This is a genomic window from Nocardioides sp. NPDC023903, from assembly GCF_040639295.1.
Classification (GTDB): Bacteria; Actinomycetota; Actinomycetes; order Propionibacteriales; family Nocardioidaceae; genus Nocardioides.
Genome location: NZ_JBEZZS010000001.1, coordinates 449,103 through 470,942, shown reverse-complemented (window position 1 = coordinate 470,942; position 21,840 = coordinate 449,103). Strand labels below are relative to the sequence as shown.

Genomic DNA, 21,840 nt, shown 5'->3' with positions numbered 1-21,840 from the left:
CTCCGTTCGTACGTTTCGGGCATGTCAGCTACGACGGAGCCACCTACACCGACCGGCGCAGGGGTGGCACGGCCGGTGCCGCGCTACGCACGACTCATTCGCGGATTGCAGCAGCGGTTGGTCATCGACATGCCCGGCGGACCGCGGATCGTCGGCTTCGCGACGGTGATCAACTTCCAGAAGTGCTTGATGTTCGTCTACCTGGGCGCACTCATGTGGCTCTACAACGACCACACGCCGGCTGCCGCGAGTACTGCGGCATGGATCTATCTGGCCCTGCATGGCTCGTACGGACTGGTCTGGTACCTCAAGGACAAGGCGTTCCCCGACACCGGGTGGCAGCATCGGCTCACCGTGCCGGGGGCCGTGAACGCCATTCTCGCCGTTCTCGGTTGGTACTGGCTGTTCGGCTGGCTGCTGATCTCCGGTCGCGGAGGCGACTATCCGATCGATGACAGGCCGTGGTTCGCGGTGTGCATCACCCTCGTCGTGCTGGGGTCAGTGGTGATGATCGCGGCCGACGCGCAGAAGTTCTTCACGCTCCGCGTCCAGCGCGGCCTTATCACCGACGGGATGTTCCGCTTCGTACGGCACCCGAACTACACCGGCGAGATGATGATCTACCTCGGCTTCGCGCTGATGGTCTGGCACTGGCTGCCGTTCCTGGTGCTGGCCTGGGTGTGGGGTGGTGTCTTCACGGCGAACATGCTGGCCAAGGAGGCGAGCATGAGCCGATACCCCGAGTGGGCGGCCTACAAGGCGCGCACGCGTTGGGTGATCCCCTTCGTCCTGTGATGCGCGGCGCTGCGCGCGGGCGAGCTCTGGTCCCCGGGTGGTCAGTCGACGAGTCGCTCCTGGCACTGCGCGAGATCGGCTACGGCGTTCACCGCTTCGCCCGCATCGCCGGCTATACCGGGGCGTCGCGCGACACCATTCACGTTGAACCCACCAACGCCTGAACGGCCGCGGTTCCGGCGGCTCGATGATCGCTTTGCTGTGGAGTGAGGGGTCTGGCAGGCTCGTGCCTGTGCTGGCGCTGGCTGGTGTTACCCCGTCGCCGGACTGGCGCCTCGCAGCGGTTCTCGTCGTGCTCGTGGTCTTCGCCGTCGCCGCGTCTCTGCTCGGTCGCTTGGGCGTCGGGCGCGAGCATGTGACCGCGGCTTGCCGCGCGGTGGTGCAGCTGGCGGTGGTCTCGTTGGTGATCGCTGCGACGCTGCGCTCCCTGTGGTGGTCCCTGACCTTCGTGGCCGTGATGCTGATCGTGGCGACCGGCACCTCTGCCAGGCGTATCGGTGTCCCGATGGGGCAGGCCTGGTGGATCGGGTTCGCCATCACCGCGGGTGCGGCACCAGTTGTCGGCTTGTGTCTCGCGTCCGGTGTGATCCCGCTGAATGGGGCGGGGATCATCCCGATCGCGGGCATCGTGATCGGGGGAGCGATGACGTCAGCGACGCTCACCGGTCGCCGGGCCTCGGACGAGCTGGCGGCGCAGCAGGGCGCGTACGAGGCAGGGCTCGCGATCGGTCTTCAGGCCGTCGATGCGGCATCTTTGGTCGTGCAGCCGACCGCGCGAGAGGGGCTGACTCCCGGGCTGGATCAGACCCGTACGGTCGGACTGGTCACCCTCCCTGGTGCCTTCGTCGGCGTCCTGCTGGGAGGTGGAACTCCGTTGGAGGCAGGCGCGGCACAGGTGCTCGTGCTCATCGGGCTGATGGCCGCGCAGGCGATCACAGCCGCACTCCTGCTCCGGCAGATGGCGATCGGTCGGGTCGTACGTCGTGATCTCGCGTTGGTTCATCCCCGCTGAGAGAACGGAGCGGTGTGGGCGGTCGACCAGAGGAGCTAGTGGCGGCGCTTGCGGGTCGCGATCTGGTCAGAGAGCTGCTGCACGTGGGCGGGGTCCGCGTCCCGGGCAAGGGCGACATAGTGGTCCATGACGGCCGGCCGGTAGCGCACGGGCAACGTCTGTCCTGGGGCGAGTCGGGTGAGCTCGGTGATGGTGAGGTTTTCGTCCGCGACACCGCGGAACGAGATGCCGTCGGCGGTCTCCACGTCGAACATCAGCACCACGCGTGGGTTGCTGTTGACCTCCCGCCAGTCGACGAGTACGCCGAGCGCGAGCGCCCCCGCACGCAGTTCCGCATTGCGCTTCCGCGCGTCACTGCTCAGGAGCGGGTTCGGGGCGACGCCGGGGAAGTCGGGCCCGACGCCGAGCGATTCCCGACTCAGGTCGGGCCTGAGCTGCGCCATCAGGTCGTTGAGCTTCTTCTTCTTCGAACCGAACATCCTGGCCTCTCCCTCATACTGGGGCCGGAGTCTCGGCCTGGCTCTTCGCACTGAACCGCGATTGTACGTCGCCGGCCATTCCCTTACTGACGTCCCGTCGGTTTCGGGGCGAGGTTCAGAGCCCGCGCCAGGCCGACCACAGCTGGGCGTATCGGCCCCCACCCGCGACGAGCTCGGCGTGGGTGCCGGTCTCGACGATCCTGCCCTGCTCCATGACGACGATCCGGTCGGCGGACTCGGCCTGGGTGAGTCGATGGGCGATCACCAGTGACGTACGCCCGGAGGTGACCGCCAGCGCGGCCCGCTCGAGGTCGCGCGCGCCGCTCGAGCCGGCCTCGGCGGTGGCCTCGTCGAGGACGACGGCGACCGGGTCGGCGAGGAGCACGCGCGCCAGGGCGAGCTTCTGGACGAGTGCGGGGGTCAGCTGGTGGGCGCCGTCGCCGACAAGGGTCTCCAGCCCGTCCGGGAGCGCGGCGACCTCGGCCCAGGCCTCGACCTCGCGCAGCGCCTTCTCCAGCACCGCATCGTTCGCGCCCGGTGCGGCCAGAGTGAGGTTGTCGCGGACGCTGCCGGTGAAGGTGTGTACCTCCTGGGTGACCAGGGCGGCCCGGCTCCGGCCGCCGCGGACCGGGAGCCCGCCGACCACTACGTCGCCTGCGCTCGGGGTGAGCTGGCCGGCCACGGCTGCGCCGAGCGTCGACTTGCCCGCACCCGAGGCGCCGACCACCGCGACCAGCTCCCCGTCGGCAAGGGTGAGGTCGACGCGGTCGAGAGCCGGCCGGCCCGGCACGTACTCGTGATGCAGGCCGGTGACCACGATGCCGGAGCCGTCCGGCTCCTCGGCGGCCGCCGAGGCCGGGCGCTCGAGGAGGGCGAGCCCGGCGAGGCGTACGAGCGAGGCACCGACCGACTGCACGTCGTCGAAGAGAGCGATGACCGCGCCGATCGGGTTGAAGAGCCGGTGGAAGTAGAGGGCAGCAGCGGTGACGGCGCCGACGCTGGCAGCATCCGCGCGGACCAGGAAGAAGCCGGTGCCGAGGATGGCCAGCAGGCCCATCAGCTCGGCCCGGTTGTTGCGGCCCAGGAAGCGCATCAGCATGGCGAACACCTCGACCGAGATCGACGCCGAGGTCCACGAGGCGGCGCGCACCTTCTCCTGGTGCTGCTCGGCGATGCCGTACGCCCGCAGGGTCCGGTTGCCGTGGACACCGGTCAGGAACGCCTCGGCGCGCACGCCGTTGGCCTCGCGCTCGCGGCGGTAGTAGGGACCCGAGCGGGGGAGGTACCAGCGCAGCGCCATCACGTAGAACGGCGCGGCGAACAGTCCGGCGAGCCCGAGTCGCCAGTCGAGCGCCATCAGGCCGGCTGTCGTGAAGACGATCGCGATCACCGAGTTGAGCATGAGCGGGACGACGTCGGCCATGGAGCCGCCGATGAGGCGTACGTCGTCGCCGACCCGGGACACCAGGTCGCCGCTGCCGCTCTCCTCGAGCCGCTGGGTGTCCAGGTGCAGGGCACGGTCGAGGACCTCCTCGCGGAGCTCCGCCAGCGCGGGCTCGGCCACTCGGGCGAGCAGGTGGATCGAGACCGCCCCGGCTGCGCCGGCGACGAGCGCGGCACCGAGGATCCAGACGCCGGCGGTGACGATGTCGGATCCCGGGGAGCCGGCGCCGACCAGGTCGACCATCCGGCCGAGCATCCAGGGAGCCACCAGGCCGGCCAGTCCCTCGAGAGCGAAGACGGCCAGGCACGCCGCCAACAGAAGCGGACGGCGGGTGAGCAGGCGCCGCGCGAGACCGGCCGCCTCCCGTGGTGTGGAGACGGGGAGCTGCGTCAGCTTCTGGCCCTGGGCGGTCATCGCAGCACCGCCGCGCAGTAGTCGGTGTGGGCGGCCAGCTCGTCGTGGGTGCCTCGGGCCGCCACCCGGCCGGCTCGGACCCAGACCACCTCGTCCGCGGCAGCCAGGAGCAGCGGGCTGCTGGTGAACAGCAGGGTGGCGAGGTCGGAGCCTGGGCTGTGCCGTAGTCGGCGCAGCTCTTCGGCGACGTACTGCTCGGTGACGGCGTCGATCGCGGTCGTGGGGTCGTGCAGGACCAGCACGGGCGTCTCCGCGGCGAGTGCCCGGGCGAGACCGAGCCGTTGGCGTTGGCCGCCGGAGAGGCTCTGCCCGTCGACGGCCACGTGCGTGGCCAGGCCGTCGGGCGCGACCGCCACCAGCTCGGTGGCCGATGCGGCCGCCAGAACGGCCGTGACCTGGTCGTCGTCTAGGCGGTCGAGCGGGTCGACGTTGCTCCGCAGGGTGCCCTCGAAGAGGTCGACATGGTGGTCGGCGACGAGCAGCCGGTCGCGTACGTCGGAGAGTGCGAGCTCGGTGAGCGTCTCGCCGCCGAGCCGGACGGTTCCGTGCTCGGGCAGTGACTCGCCGTGGAGCAGAGAGAGGAGTGTGGCCGGCACCGCCGGGTCGTCGGCGACGACCGCCACCAGCCGCCCCGGCTGCACCGCGAGCGACAGCTCGGCGACCGGACCGGCGGCGACGTGGTCGAGCTCCAGGTCGTGGCTGTGCGCGCGCCGCTCGCCCTCGACGACCAGCGCGGGCGTCGAGAGGAACCCCACGATCCGGGCCGCCGAGGCGCGGGACTGCGCGACCCGGGCGACCAGGGCGCTGAGCATCCGCATCGGCTCGGCCACGAACTGCGCCAGCCCGACGACCGCCACCAGCTCGCCGACGCTCAGGTCGCCAGAGAGGGTCCGCAGGCCGGCGACGATCGCGATCACCGCCAGGAAGACTCCGCTCCCGGCCGAGGTGATGCCGGTCAGTAGCCCGGCCCAGCCGGCGGCGGCGACGCTCGTGTGAGCGGCCGTACGACTCTCGCGGCGATAGCGCTCCAGCGCCACCTCCACGCCGCCGATGCCCTTGAGCGGCCGGATCCCGCGGATCAGGTCGCTGGCGATCCCCGTCGTACGTCCTAGCGCCTCCTGCCGTCGCGCACTGCGGTGGGCGAGGCCTGGTGCGACCAGGTGGGTGGCGCCGAGGACGAGGGGGACGCCGACCAGGACGATCAGGGCGAGCCACGGGTCGATGACGGCGAGGACGACGCCGCTCACCACCAGCCCGATCGCGCCGGCGACCGACAGCGCCACTTGGCGGATGACCTCCCCGACGAGGTCCGCGTCGCCGGTGGCCAGCGCCAGCAGGTCCCCGGAGAGCCGATCGGTCCGCGCGCCGCGCGGGTCGAGCACGTGCCCCGAGACCTCGGTGCGCAACCGATGGCTCTCGACGTGGACGGCGCGGTTACCGATCCGAGCGCCGAACCGGTAGGACAGACTCAGCACCAGGAAGTGCAGGCACAGGACCACCGCCCACAGCACCAGCTCCCGCAAGTCACCGGTCGTCACCGCCCGGTCGATCATCACGCCGATCAAGACCGTGACCATTGCCTCGCACACCTGCCACAGCGTGATCAAGGCCGACGAGGCGATCACGGCGCGCCGCTGACGTCGCAGCGACCGCCGCATCAGCGCACCCGGCGTACGGGGTGTGGACACCGGGTCCTCCAGAAGGTCCGAAGCGGTTGAGTTAGGTCAGCCTAACTTGGACCTGTCTGGACGGGAGCGTCGGCTCCGGCTCCCTGGGCGGCTCTCGCGGTGCATCAGCGTTTCGCCGCGGCGGCGTGGCGGAGGAAGAGGCACTCCATCGCCACCTGCGCGGCGAGGCTCGCCGTGATGCCCAAGTGGTCGTGCGGCGGGCTGACCGTGTTGATGTCGAAGGCCGCGAACTCGAGTCCGCGCAGGCCGCGCAGGATCGCCAGACCCTCCCGCACCGTGATGCCGCCCCAGGACGGCGTGACGACGCCCGGCGAGACCGAGGGATCGAAGACGTCCATGTCCCAGCAGAGGTAGATCGGCACGCCGACGAGCCGCTCCCGGAGGCGAGCGACGAGTGCGGGAATGCCCATCTCGACGATCCGGTCCATCGTGATCACCTCGTAGCCGAGGCCGGTCGCTACGCCGACGATGCCGGGCCGCCCGTCGTACGCGGTGTCGCGCATCCCCACGTGCACAGACCCTGCCGGATCGATGAGCCCCTCGCGGACGGCGTGCACGAACGTGTTGGCGTTGTTGTACTCGTAGGGGTAGATGCCCTCGTAGGCGTCGGTGTGGGCGTCGAAGTGCAGCACCGCGAACTCGCGCCCGAGCGTCTTCTTGAGTGCGCGCAGCTGCGGCAGGGTGACGGCGCCGTCGCCGCCGAAGGTCAGCGGGGTCGCGCCGGCAGCGAGGATCGCGGCGACCCCGGCCTCCACCGCGTCGAAGCTCTGCTCCACGTTGCCTGGCAGCACCTTCGCGTCGCCCGTGTCGACGACGCCGAGATCGCCCAGCAAGTCGACGTCGAAGCCGTCCAGATGCTCGGCGACGAGGGCGGAGTGGGTGCGTACGTGGGCCGGACCCGAGCGCGCCCCGACCCGGGTCGGGTGGTAGCCCATGTCGAAGGGAACGCCCATGACGGCGACCGAGCTGGTTGCGTCCGCCGGCCGGGCGGGAACCCCGAAGAGAGTGCCGACGGGGGCGAGCGAGGCGTTCTCCATGTGCTCAGCATGTCAGAGCCAAGCCGCGACGCGGCTGGACGATCGTGCGGCCCCGTGAAATGCGAGAAACCCCAGGTCTCCCTGGGGTTTCTCGCTGTGCGCGAGGGGGGACTTGAACCCCCACCCACTAATACGTGGACTAGCACCTCAAGCTAGCGCGTCTGCCTATTCCGCCACCCGCGCGCAACAGGAAGAACATTATCAGGAGGGGGCCGGGGTGCCGAATCGGGGGCCTGTGGCGGGATGGGCCAATGATGACCATGGGGCGCGGGGGTGAATCGGGTAGACCCAGGTGGAGGCGTAGGGCACGCTGGACGCAGCGAGGGAGACAAGCCCTCGATCTCGTGGAGGTGGTTCGATGCTCTCTCTGATCGTGATGATCGGGTTCCTCGCCATCGTCGTGGCGCTCGGGGCCGGTGTCGTACTTGCGGTGCGTCAGGGACGCGGTGACAGTGCGACGGATCTCGACGGTGACGGGGTGCCCTATGACGGCGTCGGTGCGGTCGGGCGTACGAAGGCCGAGGAGGAACGAGCCCAGGCAGGGAGTCTGGACTCGCTGGGAGATGCGGGTGGACCGAGTCCGAGCACGGCTGACGTAGAGGCGGCTCGTCGGCTCGACGAGGAGTCGCGCCGGCGGCGCTGAGCCTGCGCTCGACCGACCAGGCTCGACCGACCTGTCAGGATCAGGCCGGCAACAGTGCCCGCGCGGGGTGGTTGCTGGTGACCATCCAGACCCGCTTGTCGTACACGAAACGGCGCAGGCGGCCGGGGTTGTCGACGGTCCAGACGAGGACCTTGATGTTGCGGCGGTGTGCCCAGCGCAGCAGCCATACGTCGGCGAGACGCTGCTCGACGACGACCAGGTTGGAGCGGCAGCGACGGATGCGGCCCTCGGGGAAGAACTCCGAGAGCTTGAGATGGACGAGCTTGAACGGGTGGTGGCGGAAGTCGACGCCACCGAGTGAGAGACCGACGAGGGTCTCGGGGGCGCGGAGGTCGGCCCAGTCACGAAGGACGCGTACGGACTCGTCGACCATCGTGGTCACGATGAAGCTCTCGTTCATCACCTCGAGGGCGATCTCGGCGGCGTCGACCTCGTGCGGGAGCCCGAGGTAGTTCGACGGCGAGGCGAACTTGAGGTCGATGTGAGCGTGCTTGCCGTGGGTGGCGAGCAGCTCGAGAGCCTCCCGGTAGCGCACCAGGCGGTACGGCGCGAGCCGCGACAGCGCTGCGTACGTCCTGCCCGCGATCTTGACCCTGCGGCCGATCCGGTCGCGGATGTGGCCGTCGTGGTGGAGGACGAACTCGCCGTCGCGGGTGCGGTGCACGTCGAACTCGACGTAGTCGACCTCCATCTGGACGGCCTCCAGAAGCGACTCCCAGGAGTTGTCACGGTGCCCCGACTGACGCGCCGCGGCGCGGTGAGCGGAGAGGAGGGCACGCTTCTGCATGCGCCCATGGAAACCCACGCATCCATCCGCACTGAAATCCTCAGGTTGCGCATAGGTGGACGTCAGGGGGCGGTTTGTCGCATGCGGTCGATACGGTGGCGGTATGACCAGCGCCGAGACCGAGGTCGTCGACCTCTGCCGTGACCTGATCCGCATCGACACGAGCAACTTTGGAAACGACCCGGGCCCGGGGGAGCGGAAGGCGGCCGAGTACGTCGCGGCGCAGCTCGACGAGGTCGGCATCTCCTCGGAGATCTACGAGTCGGAGCACGGTCGGGCCTCGGTCGTCGCGCAGTGGGGCGGGGGCTCGACAGGCTCGACCACCGATCGGCAGGACGGGCTGCTCCTCCACGGTCACTTGGATGTCGTCCCCGCCGCTGCGCACGACTGGCAGGTCGACCCGTTCTCGGGGGAGATCCAGGACGGGTACGTCTGGGGTCGAGGCGCTGTCGACATGAAGGACTTCGACGCGATGCTGCTCGCGGTCGTCCGTGAGCGCCAGCGCACCGGGCGGATCCCCGAGCGCCCGATCACTCTCGCCTTCACCGCCGACGAAGAGGCCGGCGGGATGAAGGGAGCCCACGTGCTCGTCGAGGACCACCCCGACCTGCTCGCCCACTGCACCGAGGCGGTCGGAGAGGTCGGTGGCTTCTCGACCACGGTGAAGGGACGCCGCCTCTACCTCATCGAGGCCGCCGAGAAGGGCATGGCCTGGATGAAGCTGACCGCCCGCGGCACCGCCGGGCACGGCTCGATGATCAACCGCGACAACCCGATCACCAGGCTCTCCGGCGCGATCGCGCGCATCGGTGCCCACGAGTGGCCGGTGCAGCTGACCCCGACGATGCAGACGCTGCTCGCCGCGGTCGGCGAGATCGCGGGGGAGGAGCCCACGCCGGAGAACGCCGAGCGGCTCGTGGAGGAGTTCGGCCCGGCCGCCCGGATGATCGGCGCCACTCTGCGCAACGTCACCAACCCGACCATGACCAGCGCCGGCTACAAGGTCAACGTCATCCCCACCGAGGCCACCGCCCATGTCGACGGCCGCTTCCTGCCGGGCTTCGAGGACGACTTCTTCGAGACCCTGCGCAAGCTGTGCGGCGAGGGGATCGACATCGAGTTCGACCAGAACCAGATGCCCTGGGAGACCCCCTACGACGGTGCCCTCGTCGCCGCGATGGAGAGCTCGCTGATCGCCGAGGACCCCGACGCCCTGGTCGCTCCCTACCTCATGTCCGCCGGCACCGACGCCAAGCACTTCAAGCGGCTCGGGATGAGGACGTACGGCTTCGCGCCGCTGCGCCTGCCCGAGGAACTCGACTTCACCGCCCTCTTCCACGGCGTCGACGAGCGGGTGCCGGTTGACGCGCTCCAGTTCGGGGCGCGGGTCATGGACCGCTTCCTCGACCAGGTGTGACCGCAGAGTCGGCTCGAACCGACGAGAAACCCCGCCGAGTCGGCGCGTTATGACGAGCCGACTCGGCGGGGATCTTGGTCAGGACGAGCCGACTCGGCGTCGGTTCAGGGGACTAGGCCGGTGAGGGTGTCCACGCTCAGGGCGGCTACCTCGGCGTGGCCGGTGCGGTGCGCCCAGGCGGCGACCGAGATGGCGTCGCGAACCTGGAGGCGGTGCCAGGCCTCGGGCTCGCGGGGGTCGGAGCCGTAGCCCTCGAGGAAGGCCTTCTCGAAGGTGTCGTTGCGGGGGAAGTCCTGCGCGGAGAGGCGAGAGAGGTCGTAGCGGGCCGGCCGGAAGCCGAAACGGCCGGAGTCGATCACGCGGAGGATGCCCGCGTCGACGACCCAGCTGGTCGGCTGCCAGTCGCCGTGGGTGGGGACGAGCACCGTCGTCGGCGTCGGCCACGAGGTGATCTCGGTGCGAAGACGCTCGGTCAGGCCGGCCTCGAGGCCGGCCCCGTCCAGCGATGCGAGGGCGCGCTCGTCGAGCTCCGGCTCGTAGTCCTCGTCCTCGACGCTGGCCTGGCCGTGGAACGTCGCCAGCAGCTCGCCCGCCTGGCGGTAGATCTCTGGGTCGTGGATGGCGGGCGATGTGCTCGCGGGCTCGCCGTCGAGGTGGGTCATCACGATGATGCGGGCGTCGAGGTCGGCCTCGACGAGGCTCGGCGCGCGGCCGGCGTCGGTCCAGGGGGCCAGCCAGCTGCGGTGGGCCGCGAGCTCACGGTCGATGTGGCGTACGCCTTCTGTCGTGGTCTTCACCAGGAACCGGTCGTCATCGGCTGAGAGCACGAGGGCGGTGGTGCCGGCGCGGTGCAGTGCGCTGCGGTCGGCGACCACCTCGGCTCCGGGGAGCCATTGGTCGAGGAGGTCGCGCTGGGCGGGGGTCAGGGTGTCGAGTGCCGAGATCACGGGCGGATCCTGCCAGCGCTGGGAAGGCTTGCGAGGCCGTGTCGCGGCGAGATGTCCATGTTGTTGGAACCTTGTGGGCGCCGCTTATCCAGATCGGCCCAGATCGGCTCAAATAGGGAGGATGACCTCGGCGTTGAACGTCTCCACGACGGGCTCGCCGCCGAGGTTGGGTCCGATGCTGGTCAGGGTGGCGTTGCCGATCGGGCCGATGCGCATCCAGGTCGCTGGAGGGGCGTTGAGGACCTCGCGTACGAACCAGGCGACCACGAACGCGTGGGTGACCAGCACGACCTCCTCGTCGTGGTGCTCGAACCAGAGCTTGTGCCAGGCGGCGGTGAGGTCGGCGCCGTCGAGGTCGCGCTCAGCCTCCGGTACGTCCTCGAACCACTCCCAACGGTGGGTCGGGTAGTCGCCGCGCCGCTCCGCCGACGGTACCGGGGTGCGGTCGGCGAGAAGGTCGGAGGGCACCGGTCCCGCGCCGAGGTTCTCGGTGAGGATGCCGGCCGTCTCGGACGTACGCCGGCTCGGGCCGTGCAGCACCTGACGGACCGGACGGAACGCGAGTCGGTTGGCGAGCGCCTGGACCTGGCGGCGGCCGAGGTCGGAGAGGCCGGGGTCGGCCGTGTCCCCGCCGGCGGCTTCGCCGTGGCGTACGAGATGGATCACCCGCAGGACCCTAATATCTGGACGCGCGAGGAGCGCGGAGACGCGCTCAGACCGTGAGCCGCTGCCGGATGATCTTGCGCCGAAGCGTCACCCGGCGGGTGCCGTCGGCGGTGATCCGGACGCGGTCGAGCTCCCAGCCGCCGTGCTCGGCGCGCTCGACGAGGAGCTTGGTGACGATGTTGCGGGAGAACTCACGCGAGAAGATCACCTTGTCGTACTCCCACATCACTCCCGGGCGGGGCGGACGGCGTTCGGCTCGAGCCAAGGCAGCACTCCTTCTGATGGACTACTCAGGAGAACCAGTGTGCCTGAAGAGATGTTCCTTCGGGGTGGTGTTTTCGGTCCTGGGACTCAGACGGCGGAGACGTCGTCGAGGGCGAGCGCGATCTCGGGCGGGAGGGTGAGGTCGGCGACCTGCAGCGCCTCCTTGAGCTGAGCCGCGGTGCGTGCGCCGAGGATCGGCGCGGTGACGCCCGGCCGGTCGCGTACCCAGGCCAGCGAGACCTGCAGTGGGGTCCACTCCAGGCCTTCGGCGGCCTTGGCGACGGCGGTGACGATCCCACGGGAGCGCTCGTCGTGGAAGGCGTCCACCCGGGCCGAGAAGTTCGGGTCGGCGCCGCGGGAGTGCGACGGGATGCCGGTGCGGTACTTCCCGGTGAGCACGCCGCCTGCCAGCGGTGACCAGGCCAGCAGGCCCATCCCCAGCGCCTCGGTGGCCGGCAGGACCTCGTACTCGATGTCGCGGGCGAGCAGCGAGTACTCCACCTGCGTCGAGGCCAGCGTCGCCCGCCCGGGGACGGCCCGCTGCCAGGTCGCCGCCTGGGCGGTCTGCCAGCCGCTGTAGTTCGAGACACCGACGTAGGCGGCCCGGCCGCTGCTCAGCGCCATGTCGAGCGCCGTCAGCGTCTCCTCGAGCGGCACCTCGGGGGACCAGACGTGCACCTGCCACAGGTCGAGGTGGTCGACGCCGAGCCGCTTCAGCGAGGCGTCGAGGCCGGTCAGCAGGCCACCGCGAGAGGTGTCCACGCCCCGGTTGCCGCCGCGCCAGGTGATCCCGCCCTTGGTCGCCAGGACGACGTCGTCGCGAGCCACGACACGCTCCTCGAGGAGCGAGCCGAGCAGCGCCTCCGAGGCCCCGTCGCCGTAGCCGGCGGCGGTGTCGACCAGCGTGCCGCCGGCCTCGGCGAAACCGGCCAGCTGCTCACGGGCCTCGTGCTCATCGGTCACGCTGCCCCAGGTCATGGTGCCCAGGGCGAGAGACGAGACTCGCAGCCCAGTGGCTCCGAGGAGTCGGCTCTGCATGAGAACAATCTATCCGTGCCCTCCGCAGGGCCCCTGCCGGACACGCTGGCAGTGACGGCGGACACACCGACAGGGAGGCAGCGGTCGGGTGCTGGGTACATGCCCCTTAGAGTTTCCGCCCGTGGATTATCTGCAGGCGATCGCACTGGGCATTCTTCAGGCACTCACCGAGTTCCTGCCCATCTCATCCAGCGCGCACCTGCGCATCTTCCCCGAGCTGCTCGGCTGGGGAGACCCCGGCGCGGCGTTCACCGCCGTGATCCAGATCGGCACCGAGTTGGCCGTGGTCTTCTACATGTGGCGCAACATCCGCGACATCATCGTGACCTGGTTCCGGAGCCTCTTCAACGCCGAGCTGCGCAGCCACACCGACGCCCGGATGGGCTGGTTCATCATCGTCGGCTCGATCCCGATCGTGGTGATTGGCTTCGTGATGAAGGACATCATCGAGCACGATCTGCGCAGCCTGTACGTCGTCGGCACCATGCTCGTGGTCATGGGCATCGTCCTCGGGATCGCCGACCGGATCGGCGCGAACCGCAAGCATTTCGACGACCTGTCCTGGCGCGACGCGATCCTGATGGGCTGCGCCCAGGCCTGCGCACTGATTCCCGGCGTCTCGCGCTCGGGAGCGACGATCTCGATGGGCCGCGCGCTCGGCTACGAGCGGGCGACCGTGACCCGCTACGCCTTCCTGCTGGCACTGCCGGCAGTCTTCGGCGCCGGCCTGTTCGAGATGGGCGAGATCGCCCACGGTGCCAACCTCTACGGCTGGGGCCCGACGATTGTCGCCACGATCGTCTCGTTCGTCCTCGGCTACGCCGTGATCGCCTGGCTGCTGAAGTACCTCTCCCACAACACCTACACCCCGTTCGTGATCTACCGGGTCGTCCTCGGTCTCGTGGTTCTGGGACTCCTCGGCGCGGGTGTGCTCACCGAGTGGTGATCGTGACAAACTCAGGCACGTGCCTGAGTCCGGTGTGAAGCCCGCCGTAACACCCGCAGCGATCGAGGAAGCCGCTGCGCGCACGATCGCCACGCGCACGGCGGTCGAACGCTCGGTCAGACTCTCAGAGAGGTACGCCGCAGAGGTCCTGCTCAAGCGGGAGGACCTGCAGCTGGGGCGCTCCTACAAGGTCCGGGGCGCCTACAACCTGATGAGCTCGCTGACGCCCGAGGAGCTCGAGCGGGGCGTCGTGTGTGCGTCGGCCGGCAACCATGCTCAGGGTGTCGCTATCTCCTGTGCCCGCCTCGGGGTGCCCGGCCACATCGTGGTGCCGACCAACACGCCCAAGCAGAAGCGGGATCGGATCACTGCCCTCGGTGGCTCGCACGTGACGCTCACCCTGCACGGCTCGACCTACGACGAGGCCTCCGCGTACGCCTACGAGCTCGGTCGCGGGCTCGGGGCCACCTACGTCTCCGCCTTCGACGACCCGCGCACCATCGCCGGGCAGGGCACGGTCGGCTACGAGCTGACCTCCCAGATCGGTGAGCCGCTGGACGTGCTGCTGCTGCCGGTCGGTGGCGGTGGGCTCGCCTCGGGCGTGTCCACCTGGGTGCGCGAGGTCTGGCCGCAGACCCGGATCATCGGGGTCGAGCCCGCGGGCGCCGCCTCGATGGCGGCCGCGATCGAGGCCGGTGGACCGGTCCGGCTGGACACGCTCGACACGTTCGTGGACGGCGCGGCGGTCGCGACCGCGGGGAAGGTGACGTACCCGATCGTCAAGGAGTACGTCGACGATCTCGTCTCCGTGCCCGTCGGGGCGATCTGCGTGGAGATGCTCGAGCTCTACCAGACCGAGGGGATCATCGCCGAGCCCGCTGGCGCGCTTGCGGTGGCGGCCCTGGGGCAGATCGACCTGCGCGGCGCCACGCGCGTCGGTGCCGTTCTCTCCGGTGGCAACAACGACGTCTCCCGCTACTCCGACGTGCTCGAGCGGGCCCTGATCCACCAGGGTCTGCGCCACTACTTCCTGGTCTCGTTCCCGCAGGCTCCCGGGGCGCTGCGCGGCTTCCTCGACGACGTGCTGGCCGATGGCGAGGACATCGTCGTCTTCGAGTACGTCAAGAAGTCCAACCGCGAGCACGGTCCCGCGCTGATCGGCATCGACCTCGACTCTGCCGACGGCCTCGACGGGCTGCTCGAGCGGATGGGTGCCAGCGACCTGGTCATCGAGCGGATCGAGCCCGACTCGCCGCTGTTCACCTTCCTGCACTGATGCGCACTGCCGAGGTCGTGAGGCCTTTCGCTGTCGCCGCGGTCCTGGCCGGGATCGTCGCGGGGTGCTCCAGCCAGGCTGTCGATGCCGGCAGCGATCCCGGCCGGATCACCCACCGCGCCGTCGCAGCGGTCGCGCTCGAGCACCTGCCGACCGACACCTCCAGCCGGTCCGCCTCCTACACCGACGAGTCCACGCCTCGCGAGCAGGTCTCGGTCGACCTTCGCTACGGCGCCGACGGCGAGTACGACGGCGACCTGGTGAACGTCGCCGTCTCGGCTCAGCCGCCCGAGGAGGGTGAGGCGTGCCGCAGCGAGCTCGGGCAGCACTGCGTCGACCTGCCGACCGAGGTGAAGGACGCCGAGATGCAGCTGCGCTGGACCGAGGAGGAGCCCGAGGAGGACCCCGGCGTCGTTGACATCGTGCTGCTGCGCGAGGGTGGTGAGACTGCCTCGATCGGCTACGCCGGCCCGACGATCACCGGTGACCCCCGCAAGCTCGACATGCCGATCGGTGTCGAGAAGCTCGTCGCAGTCGTCGAGGACCCACGACTGCGCTACCAGGCGACCTCCTCGACCCTCGCCCTCGGTGAGGAGCTCGACGACTGGGAGGGCGGCGAGCCCGACCCCGCGGCGTACGAGCTGGTGCGCAACACCGACCACGGCATCGCCCAGGCCTATGTCGGCGGCCGGGGTGGCTACGGCTACTACAAGGGCGTCACCCGGTCGCCGCTGCGGGAGCAGTTCGGCCCCGACGCCATCGGAGGCCGGCTGCTGCAGCGCTCCTCACCCGACTTCACGGGTATGCCGGATGCCGACATCGACGTCCTCGCCGCGCCGTCACCGCCCGCCTGGATGACCCGCGAGCCCTGCTCGGCGCCGGCGCTGCGCAAGCACTGTGTCACCACGAAGGGCGAACGTGGCCCGCTGGTCTTCGCCTGGCAGCCGGCCAAAGACGACGACGCGGGCTGGGCCTGGATGATCTCTGTGCGCGAGAAGGAGGTCGTCGCGGTCCGCTACCAGGGCCCGCGGATGCCCGCCGGCTACGACGATGCGGCGATGCTCACCGAGTGGTACCAGGGCGAGCAGCTCGACTCACAGGGCGGCGAGGCCGACTCGGAGTTCGCCGACGACCTCTCCCTGTGGTGCGACCGGGAGCACCTCGACGCCCGCCCGGTCAAGCAGCTCGACTAGTTTTCCGGGTCTGCAGGCGTAAGATCTCGCGCGTCAACTTCGCCAAACGTGAAACACTGGCAGCAATGAGTACCACCCCGCACCACCTAGCGTGGCTCGAGGCGAAAGCCGAGAAGTACGTCGAAGACGCGAAGGTCTTCACGAGCGCGAGAAGTAGTGACCTTCAGGTCGGCGGACTCACGGGGGAGCAGTGGGCCACCGTGTATCGAGCCGTTGCCCACGAGCTTCGAGAGTGCGCACGCGAGGCCGCAGAGCAACAGCCGCGCCGTCCGTGGCGCAGAGGGTAGCGACGCGGTCAGAACCAGCCCGACTTCCGGAAGAAGATCCACATCCCGGTGATCACGCCGCCCATCAGCAGCAGCGCGAACGGGTAGCCGAACCTCCAGTCGAGCTCGGGCATGTAGGTGAAGTTCATCCCGTAGATCCCGGCGATGAGGGTCGGCACCACGATCATCGCCGCGCCCGCCGAGATCTTGCGCATGTCGTCGTTCTGCTGGAGCGAGATCTGCGCCAGATGGGCCTCGAAGGCAGAGGACAGCAACGTCTCTAGGTTCTCGATCGACTCCACGATGGAGGCGAGATGGTCGAGGACGTCGCGGAAGTACGGGCGTAGGTCAGGGTCGATCCCGCCCTCTCCGTTGGCGAAGCGGCGCACCGGCTCCCGCAGCGGCATCACCGCGCGGCGTACCTCCGCGATCTCCCGGCGGAGCCGGTAGATCCGGGCCGAGTCGTGGGTGCGCTCGTCGGAGAAGACCGAGGTCTCGACCTCGTCGACGTCCTTGGTGAGCTCGGTGGCGACGTCCACGTAGCCGTCCACGATGTAGTCGACCACCGCGTGGACCGCTGAGTACGGACCCTCGTTGAGGAGCTGCTCGTCGCTGGTCTCCAGCAGCTCGCGGGCCGGCGCGAGCCGGGATCCGCGACCGTGGCGGACCGTGATCACGTAGTCGGGGCCGATGAAGAAGGCGACCTCGCCGGTCTCGACGGCATCCTCGGAGTCGACGTACCAGAGCGTCTTCACGACCAGGAACATCCCGCCCTCGTAGCGCTCCAGCTTGGGCCGCTGGTGCGCGGTCAGCGCATCCTCGACGGCGAGCGGATGCAGCCCGAAGGCCTCGGCGACCTCCTCGAGCTCGTACTGGCTGGGCTGGTAGAGCCCGAGCCAGACGAAGTCGCCCTCATCCTTCACGCCGCTGCGGAGCGTGGCGTAGTCGTGGGGCGCGCAGTCGATCCTGTCGCGCGCACCGCCGCGGTAGAGAGCGCTGTCGACGATCACGTTGTCAGGTTAGGCCATGCTGCCCGGCATTGTGGGCCGGCTTCACCGGGATGGATAGGGTCGCCAGTCGTGGCGACGATGATCCTGGTGAGACACGGCCGTACGACGGCGAACGCATCCGGCACCCTGGCCGGCCGGCTTCCTGGGGTGAGACTGGACGAGCGCGGCGTGGAGCAGGCGAGCAGAGCGGCCGAGCGGATCGCGCCGGTCCCGCTGGCACTGGCGGTGACCAGCCCGATGGAGCGCTGCCAGCAGACACTGTCGGTGATCCTCGAGGGTCGCGCCGAGCAGCCCACCGTCGTGGTGGAGGAGGGCGTCTCCGAGTGCGACTACGGCGAGTGGCAGGGGGAGAAGATCACCACGCTGGCGCGCCGCAAGCTGTGGAAGACGGTGCAGACCCAGCCCTCCGCGGTCACCTTCCCCGGTGGCGAGTCGATGGCCGCCATGCAGGCCCGAGGGGTCGCGGCCGTACGCCGCCACGACGCCGCCGTCACGGCCGCGCACGGAGACTCGGCCGTCTGGCTGTGCGTGAGCCACGGCGACCTGATCAAGTCGATCCTCGCCGACGCGCTCGGGATGCACCTGGACCTCTTCCAGCGGCTGCACGTCGACCCGGCCTCGATCTCGGTCGTGCGCTACGGGGAGGGGCGTCCCTCGGTCCTGGCCACGAACACGCATGCCGGCGATCTGTCTTGGCTCGCCCCGAAGCCGGCCGCGAAGAAGGGACGCAAGTCGTCCCGGCGACGCAACGACGACGCGGTCGTGGGCGGCGGCTCGGGTCCTGAGCCTGGTCTGGATAAGGTTTGACCATGCCTGTGATGCACGCCTTCGACCCGCCCGAGCGATTCGTCGTCGGCACCGTCGGCGAGCCCGGGGCGCGTACGTTCTTCCTCCAGGCGCGTGAGGGAGCCCGAGTCGTCTCCGTGGCCCTGGAGAAGCAGCAGGTCACGGTGCTCGCCGAACGGCTCGACGAGCTCCTCGACGAGGTGATGAAGTCGGCGCCCGCCGTGGTGCCGGCGGTCGCTCCCTTCGACCTCGACGACAACGGACCGCTGGAGCAGCCGATCGAGGAGGAGTTCCGGGCGGGCACGATGACGCTGGCCTGGGACCCCGACGAGGACAAGGTCGTCCTCGAGGTCTTCCCGATCAGCGAGACCGAGATCATCGCCGAGGTCGACGAGTCGGGCCAGCTGGTCGACGAGGACGCGGTGGCTGCCATCGAGCTGGACGAGCCGGAGCCCGACGAGGTGCTCCTGGTCCGGATCGCCCCGCGCAACGCCCGTGCCTTCGTGAAGCGGGCCGAGGCGGTGCTGGGCGCCGGACGCCCCAACTGCCCGTTCTGCGGCAACCCGATCGATCCCGAGGGACACCTGTGCGTCCGGGCGAACGGGTTCAAGCGGCGCGACCCGGTCTGAGCAGATGAGCGAGCGAATCATCGCCCCGGAGAGTGACGGGGCCATGGAGCTCGTCGGGCGGCTGACGACGGCCTCGAACGCGACCTTCCTGGCCACTATCGGCGAGACCGAGGTGGTCTACAAGCCGATCGCGGGGGAGCGGCCGCTGTGGGACTTCCCCGACGGGCAGCTCGCGCATCGCGAGGTCGCCGCCCACCTCGTCTCAGAGACGCTGGGATGGTCGGTGGTCCCCGAGACCTGGCTCGGCGACGGGCCGCACGGCCCCGGGATGATCCAGCGCTGGGTCCACGCCGACGAGAGCCTCGACCCGGTCACCATCGTGCCGGAGGGGGAGGTGCCTGGTGGCTACCTCCGGGTCTTCGACGGCTTCGACGATCAGGACCGGGTCGTCACCCTGGCCCACGAGGACACGCCCGGGCTGCGACGGATGGCGGTCTTCGACGCGATCACCAACAACGCCGACCGCAAGGGCGGTCACGTCCTGCCGATCTCCGGTGGGCGCCGTTACGGCTGCGACCACGGGCTGACCTTTCACGAGGAGCCGAAGCTGCGCACCATCCTGTGGGGGTGGCGGGGGCAGGGCTTCTCCGACGAGGAGCTCTCCGGTATCCGTGCGGTGCACGCGGGGCTCGCCGGTGCGTTGGGGCGGGAGCTGGCTGCGTACCTCACGGGTCGGGAGGTCGACGCGCTCGGCCGGCGCTGCGAGACCCTGCTCGCCGAGGGGGTCTTCCCGCGGCCGGAGTACGACCGCCATGTCATCCCGTGGCCGCCCTTCTGAGACACGTGGTCCCCGCCAAGTAGGCTGCACCCATGCGCGCATGGTCTGCACCCGAAGTCCCAGAACTGTCCGTCAACGGGCCCGAGGTGCAGCTCTATGACCATCAGCGGGACGCGGTCGTCCCGACGGAGGGTCAGGGGCGGCGTTCGCTGTACGTATGTGGCATCACGCCCTACGACGCGACCCACATCGGCCACGCCAACACCTACGTCGCCTTCGACCTGCTCCACCGGGCGTGGCTCAACGCCGGCTACGAGGTCGGCTACACCCAGAACGTCACCGACGTCGACGACCCGCTGCTCGAGCGAGCGGACAAGGTCGGGATCGAGTGGGAGGCGCTCGCCGAGCGCGAGACCGAGCTCTTCCGGCAGGACATGGAGGCGCTGCGGGTCGTGCCGCCGCAGCACTACATCGGCGCGGTCGAATCGATCCCGCTGGTGATCTCGCTGATCGGCGAGCTCGAGGAGGCCGGCGCGATCTACAAGGTCGACGAGGACGTCTACGCCTCGGTGGCTGTCGACGACGCGTTCGGCGAGGAGTCTCGCCTGAGCCGTTCGGAGATGCTGGAGCTCTTCGGTGAGCGTGGCGGCGACCCCGAGCGGGCCGGCAAGAAGGACCCGCTCGACCCGCTGCTGTGGCGCGCCGAGCGTCCCGGCGAGCCGGCCTGGCCCTCGCCGTACGGTCCCGGCCGTCCCGGCTGGCACATCGAGTGCACCGCGATCGCGCTGGAGCACCTCGGCGCCGGGTTCACCGTCCAGGCCGGCGGCTCCGACCTGGTCTTCCCGCACCACGAGATGTCCGGCTCGCACGCGCGGTCGGCAGGCAAGGACTTCGCCGAGATCTACACCCACGGCGGGATGGTGGCCTACGACGGCCACAAGATGTCCAAGTCCCGCGGCAACCTGGTCTTCGTCTCCGCCCTGCGCAACTCCGAGATCGACCCGATGGCGATCCGGCTGGTGCTGCTGGGCCACCACTACCGCGACGACTGGGAGTGGACCGACGCCAAGCTCTTCGACGCCGTCGACAAGATCGCCGAGTGGCGCAAGGCCGTCGCTCTCGGCCGCGGCGCCCCCGCGGCCCCGGTCGTCGAGACGATCCTCGGTGCCCTGGCTGACGACCTCGACGCCCCGCGTGCGGTCCAGGCCGTCGACGCCTGGGTCGCCGCCACCCTCGGCGAGGGCGGTCTCGCCGAGACCTCCGACGCTCTCGCCGGCGAGACGATCTCCCAGATCGTCGACGCGGCGCTCGGCATCAAGCTCTGATCGCCGGCCTCAGGGGCCACATGCGTCACACCGCTCGGGCTTTTCCTGCACTTCTCGGGTGTTGCATTGCCTGAGAAGCGCAGGGATACCCGGTTAACCGGGTATCCCTGCAACCGGTTAACCGGGTATCCCTGCAGCCGGTCCTACGAGTCGTCCGTACGCCGCTTGAGGTAGCGCTCGAACTCCCGGGCGATCGCGTCGCCACTGGCCTCGGGGAGGTCGGCGGTGTCGCGGGCCTCCTCGAGGGAGCGTACGTAGTCGGAGACGTCCTCGTCCTCCTCGGCGAGGTCGTTGACGCCGCGCTCCCAGGCTCGGGCGTCCTCGGGGAGGTCGCCGAGGGGGATGGAGCACTGCAGCAGGTCCTCGAGCTTGTTGATGATCGCGAGGGTGGCCTTGGGGCAGGGCGGGGCGGCGACGTAGTGGGGGACCGCAGCCCAGTACGAGACCGCGGGGATGTCGGACTGGACGCAGGCCTCCTGGAGCACGCCGACGATGCCGGTCGGCCCCTCGTAGGACGGCGAGTCGAGCTTGAGCCGGTCGACGAGGTCGGGCTCGGTGGCGGTGCCGGAGACCGGGATCGGCCGGGTGTGCGGAGCGTCGGCGAGGAGCGCGCCGAGGGTCACCACGAGCTGGCCGCCGAGCTCGTCGACGCATTCCAAGATCTCGCCGACGAACTGCTTCCAGCGCATGTTGGGCTCGATGCCGCGCACCAGGATGATGTCGCGGTCCAGGTCGGGCGGGGAGCAGACGGCGACCTGGGTGGTGGGCCAGGTGATGGAACGGAAGCCGTTCGCGTCGGTGCCGGTGACCGGCCGGTTGACCTGGTAGTCGTAGAAGTCCTCGGGATCGATCTCGGCCACCACCCGCGCGTGCCAGACGTCCATTAGATGGTCAACCGTGCCGGAGGCGGCATCGGCCGCGTCGTTCCAGCCCTCGAACGCGGCGATCACCACAGGATCGACCAGGTCGCGGGTCTCTTCGATCTCGATCACACCTCCACCCTAGTCACCGAGGCCAGGGAGTCGGCGTCGTTCACCCT

At 69.8% G+C, this 21,840-nt stretch carries 23 protein-coding genes and 1 tRNA gene; 12 read left to right on the top strand and 12 right to left on the bottom strand.

Translation table 11 applies throughout. The features are described 5' to 3' along the window. Positions 1 to 21: 21 nt before the first annotated feature. Both AB0F44_RS02345 and AB0F44_RS02340 read left to right on the top strand, forming a co-directional pair. On the top strand, positions 22 to 795 hold the full coding sequence (locus AB0F44_RS02345; protein ID WP_357352258.1) for a DUF1295 domain-containing protein: 774 nt from the start codon (positions 22 to 24) through the stop codon (positions 793 to 795). Positions 796 to 1,027: 232 nt separating this feature from the next. Further along, positions 1,028 to 1,807 carry an ABC transporter permease gene (locus tag AB0F44_RS02340; protein ID WP_357352256.1) on the top strand — a complete coding sequence of 260 codons (780 nt, stop codon included), beginning with the start codon at positions 1,028 to 1,030 and terminating at the stop codon, positions 1,805 to 1,807. Between the two features lie 35 nt (positions 1,808 to 1,842). On the opposite strand, the gene AB0F44_RS02335 is transcribed toward AB0F44_RS02340, so the two are convergent. From AB0F44_RS02335 to AB0F44_RS02315, 5 genes are all read right to left on the bottom strand, one after another. After that, a complete protein-coding gene (locus AB0F44_RS02335; RefSeq protein WP_357352254.1) occupies positions 1,843 to 2,286 on the bottom strand; it encodes a hypothetical protein in 444 nt (147 codons plus the stop codon). Positions 2,287 to 2,401: 115 nt separating this feature from the next. Next, positions 2,402 to 4,144: an ABC transporter ATP-binding protein gene (locus AB0F44_RS02330; protein WP_357352252.1), complete on the bottom strand. Its 1,743-nt coding sequence runs from the start codon at positions 4,142 to 4,144 to the stop codon at positions 2,402 to 2,404. Then, positions 4,141 to 5,832, bottom strand: a complete 1,692-nt coding sequence (locus AB0F44_RS02325) for an ABC transporter ATP-binding protein (RefSeq protein WP_357352250.1) — start codon at positions 5,830 to 5,832, stop codon at positions 4,141 to 4,143. The genes AB0F44_RS02330 and AB0F44_RS02325 overlap by 4 nt, the downstream gene beginning before the upstream one ends. A gap of 104 nt (positions 5,833 to 5,936) precedes the next feature. Next, positions 5,937 to 6,869, bottom strand: a complete 933-nt coding sequence (locus AB0F44_RS02320; protein ID WP_357352249.1) for an arginase family protein — start codon at positions 6,867 to 6,869, stop codon at positions 5,937 to 5,939. A gap of 97 nt (positions 6,870 to 6,966) precedes the next feature. After that, a tRNA-Leu gene (locus tag AB0F44_RS02315) sits at positions 6,967 to 7,052 on the bottom strand. A 175-nt stretch (positions 7,053 to 7,227) separates the two neighbouring features. Here AB0F44_RS02315 and AB0F44_RS02310 point away from each other — a divergent pair. Next, positions 7,228 to 7,512, top strand: a complete 285-nt coding sequence (locus tag AB0F44_RS02310; protein ID WP_357352247.1) for a hypothetical protein — start codon at positions 7,228 to 7,230, stop codon at positions 7,510 to 7,512. 40 nt (positions 7,513 to 7,552) lie between these two features. Here AB0F44_RS02310 and AB0F44_RS02305 read toward each other — a convergent pair whose 3' ends face one another. Then, the gene (locus tag AB0F44_RS02305; RefSeq protein ID WP_357352245.1) at positions 7,553 to 8,320 is read right to left on the bottom strand and encodes a glycerophosphodiester phosphodiesterase; all 768 of its coding nucleotides are present in this window, start codon (positions 8,318 to 8,320) and stop codon (positions 7,553 to 7,555) included. A 103-nt stretch (positions 8,321 to 8,423) separates the two neighbouring features. Here AB0F44_RS02305 and AB0F44_RS02300 point away from each other — a divergent pair, with 103 nt between their 5' ends. Then, positions 8,424 to 9,737 carry a M20/M25/M40 family metallo-hydrolase gene (locus AB0F44_RS02300; RefSeq protein ID WP_357352243.1) on the top strand — a complete coding sequence of 438 codons (1,314 nt, stop codon included), beginning with the start codon at positions 8,424 to 8,426 and terminating at the stop codon, positions 9,735 to 9,737. Positions 9,738 to 9,841: 104 nt separating this feature from the next. Here the strand turns inward: AB0F44_RS02300 and AB0F44_RS02295 are convergent, their stop codons facing one another. From AB0F44_RS02295 to AB0F44_RS02280, 4 genes are all read right to left on the bottom strand, one after another. Further along, positions 9,842 to 10,684 (bottom strand): aminoglycoside phosphotransferase family protein, encoded by an 843-nt coding sequence (locus AB0F44_RS02295; protein WP_357352241.1) that lies wholly within the window; start codon positions 10,682 to 10,684, stop codon positions 9,842 to 9,844. A gap of 108 nt (positions 10,685 to 10,792) precedes the next feature. Continuing rightward, positions 10,793 to 11,350: a histidine phosphatase family protein gene (locus AB0F44_RS02290; protein ID WP_357352239.1), complete on the bottom strand. Its 558-nt coding sequence runs from the start codon at positions 11,348 to 11,350 to the stop codon at positions 10,793 to 10,795. Between the two features lie 46 nt (positions 11,351 to 11,396). After that, complete coding sequence (locus tag AB0F44_RS02285; RefSeq protein ID WP_160028907.1) at positions 11,397 to 11,576, bottom strand: DUF5703 family protein; 180 nt, start codon at positions 11,574 to 11,576, stop codon at positions 11,397 to 11,399. 125 nt (positions 11,577 to 11,701) lie between these two features. Beyond that, positions 11,702 to 12,652 (bottom strand): aldo/keto reductase, encoded by a 951-nt coding sequence (locus AB0F44_RS02280; RefSeq protein WP_357352238.1) that lies wholly within the window; start codon positions 12,650 to 12,652, stop codon positions 11,702 to 11,704. 121 nt (positions 12,653 to 12,773) lie between these two features. On the opposite strand from AB0F44_RS02280, the gene AB0F44_RS02275 reads away from it, so the two are divergent. The 4 genes from AB0F44_RS02275 to AB0F44_RS02260 all read left to right on the top strand — a co-directional run bounded on the left by AB0F44_RS02275 (position 12,774) and on the right by AB0F44_RS02260 (position 16,354). Beyond that, entirely contained in the window at positions 12,774 to 13,598 is an 825-nt protein-coding gene (locus AB0F44_RS02275; RefSeq protein WP_357352236.1) for an undecaprenyl-diphosphate phosphatase, read from the top strand. A 19-nt stretch (positions 13,599 to 13,617) separates the two neighbouring features. Further along, complete coding sequence (gene ilvA, locus AB0F44_RS02270; protein ID WP_357352234.1) at positions 13,618 to 14,874, top strand: threonine ammonia-lyase IlvA; 1,257 nt, start codon at positions 13,618 to 13,620, stop codon at positions 14,872 to 14,874. After that, positions 14,874 to 16,067 (top strand): hypothetical protein, encoded by a 1,194-nt coding sequence (locus AB0F44_RS02265; RefSeq protein WP_357352232.1) that lies wholly within the window; start codon positions 14,874 to 14,876, stop codon positions 16,065 to 16,067. Before ilvA ends, AB0F44_RS02265 begins: the two co-directional genes overlap by 1 nt. 65 nt (positions 16,068 to 16,132) lie before the next feature. Next, a complete protein-coding gene (locus AB0F44_RS02260) occupies positions 16,133 to 16,354 on the top strand; it encodes a hypothetical protein (RefSeq protein ID WP_357352230.1) in 222 nt (73 codons plus the stop codon). A gap of 8 nt (positions 16,355 to 16,362) precedes the next feature. On the opposite strand, the gene corA is transcribed toward AB0F44_RS02260, so the two are convergent. Then, positions 16,363 to 17,343 (bottom strand): magnesium/cobalt transporter CorA, encoded by a 981-nt coding sequence (gene corA / locus AB0F44_RS02255; RefSeq protein WP_357352228.1) that lies wholly within the window; start codon positions 17,341 to 17,343, stop codon positions 16,363 to 16,365. A 69-nt stretch (positions 17,344 to 17,412) separates the two neighbouring features. On the opposite strand from corA, the gene AB0F44_RS02250 reads away from it, so the two are divergent. From AB0F44_RS02250 to mshC, 4 genes are read left to right on the top strand one after another with little or no spacing between them, the layout of a single operon-like run. Next, on the top strand, positions 17,413 to 18,150 hold the full coding sequence (locus tag AB0F44_RS02250) for a histidine phosphatase family protein (protein ID WP_357352226.1): 738 nt from the start codon (positions 17,413 to 17,415) through the stop codon (positions 18,148 to 18,150). Between the two features lie 2 nt (positions 18,151 to 18,152). Further along, on the top strand, positions 18,153 to 18,758 hold the full coding sequence (locus AB0F44_RS02245) for a DUF3090 domain-containing protein (RefSeq protein ID WP_350657946.1): 606 nt from the start codon (positions 18,153 to 18,155) through the stop codon (positions 18,756 to 18,758). 4 nt (positions 18,759 to 18,762) lie between these two features. Next, positions 18,763 to 19,536, top strand: coding sequence for an SCO1664 family protein (locus AB0F44_RS02240; protein ID WP_357352223.1), 774 nt, complete (start codon positions 18,763 to 18,765; stop codon positions 19,534 to 19,536). A 32-nt stretch (positions 19,537 to 19,568) separates the two neighbouring features. Continuing rightward, positions 19,569 to 20,801, top strand: a complete 1,233-nt coding sequence (mshC, locus tag AB0F44_RS02235; protein WP_357352221.1) for a cysteine--1-D-myo-inosityl 2-amino-2-deoxy-alpha-D-glucopyranoside ligase — start codon at positions 19,569 to 19,571, stop codon at positions 20,799 to 20,801. Between the two features lie 143 nt (positions 20,802 to 20,944). On the opposite strand, the gene AB0F44_RS02230 is transcribed toward mshC, so the two are convergent. Further along, complete coding sequence (locus tag AB0F44_RS02230; protein ID WP_357352219.1) at positions 20,945 to 21,793, bottom strand: PAC2 family protein; 849 nt, start codon at positions 21,791 to 21,793, stop codon at positions 20,945 to 20,947. Between the last annotated feature and the right edge of the window lie 47 nt (positions 21,794 to 21,840).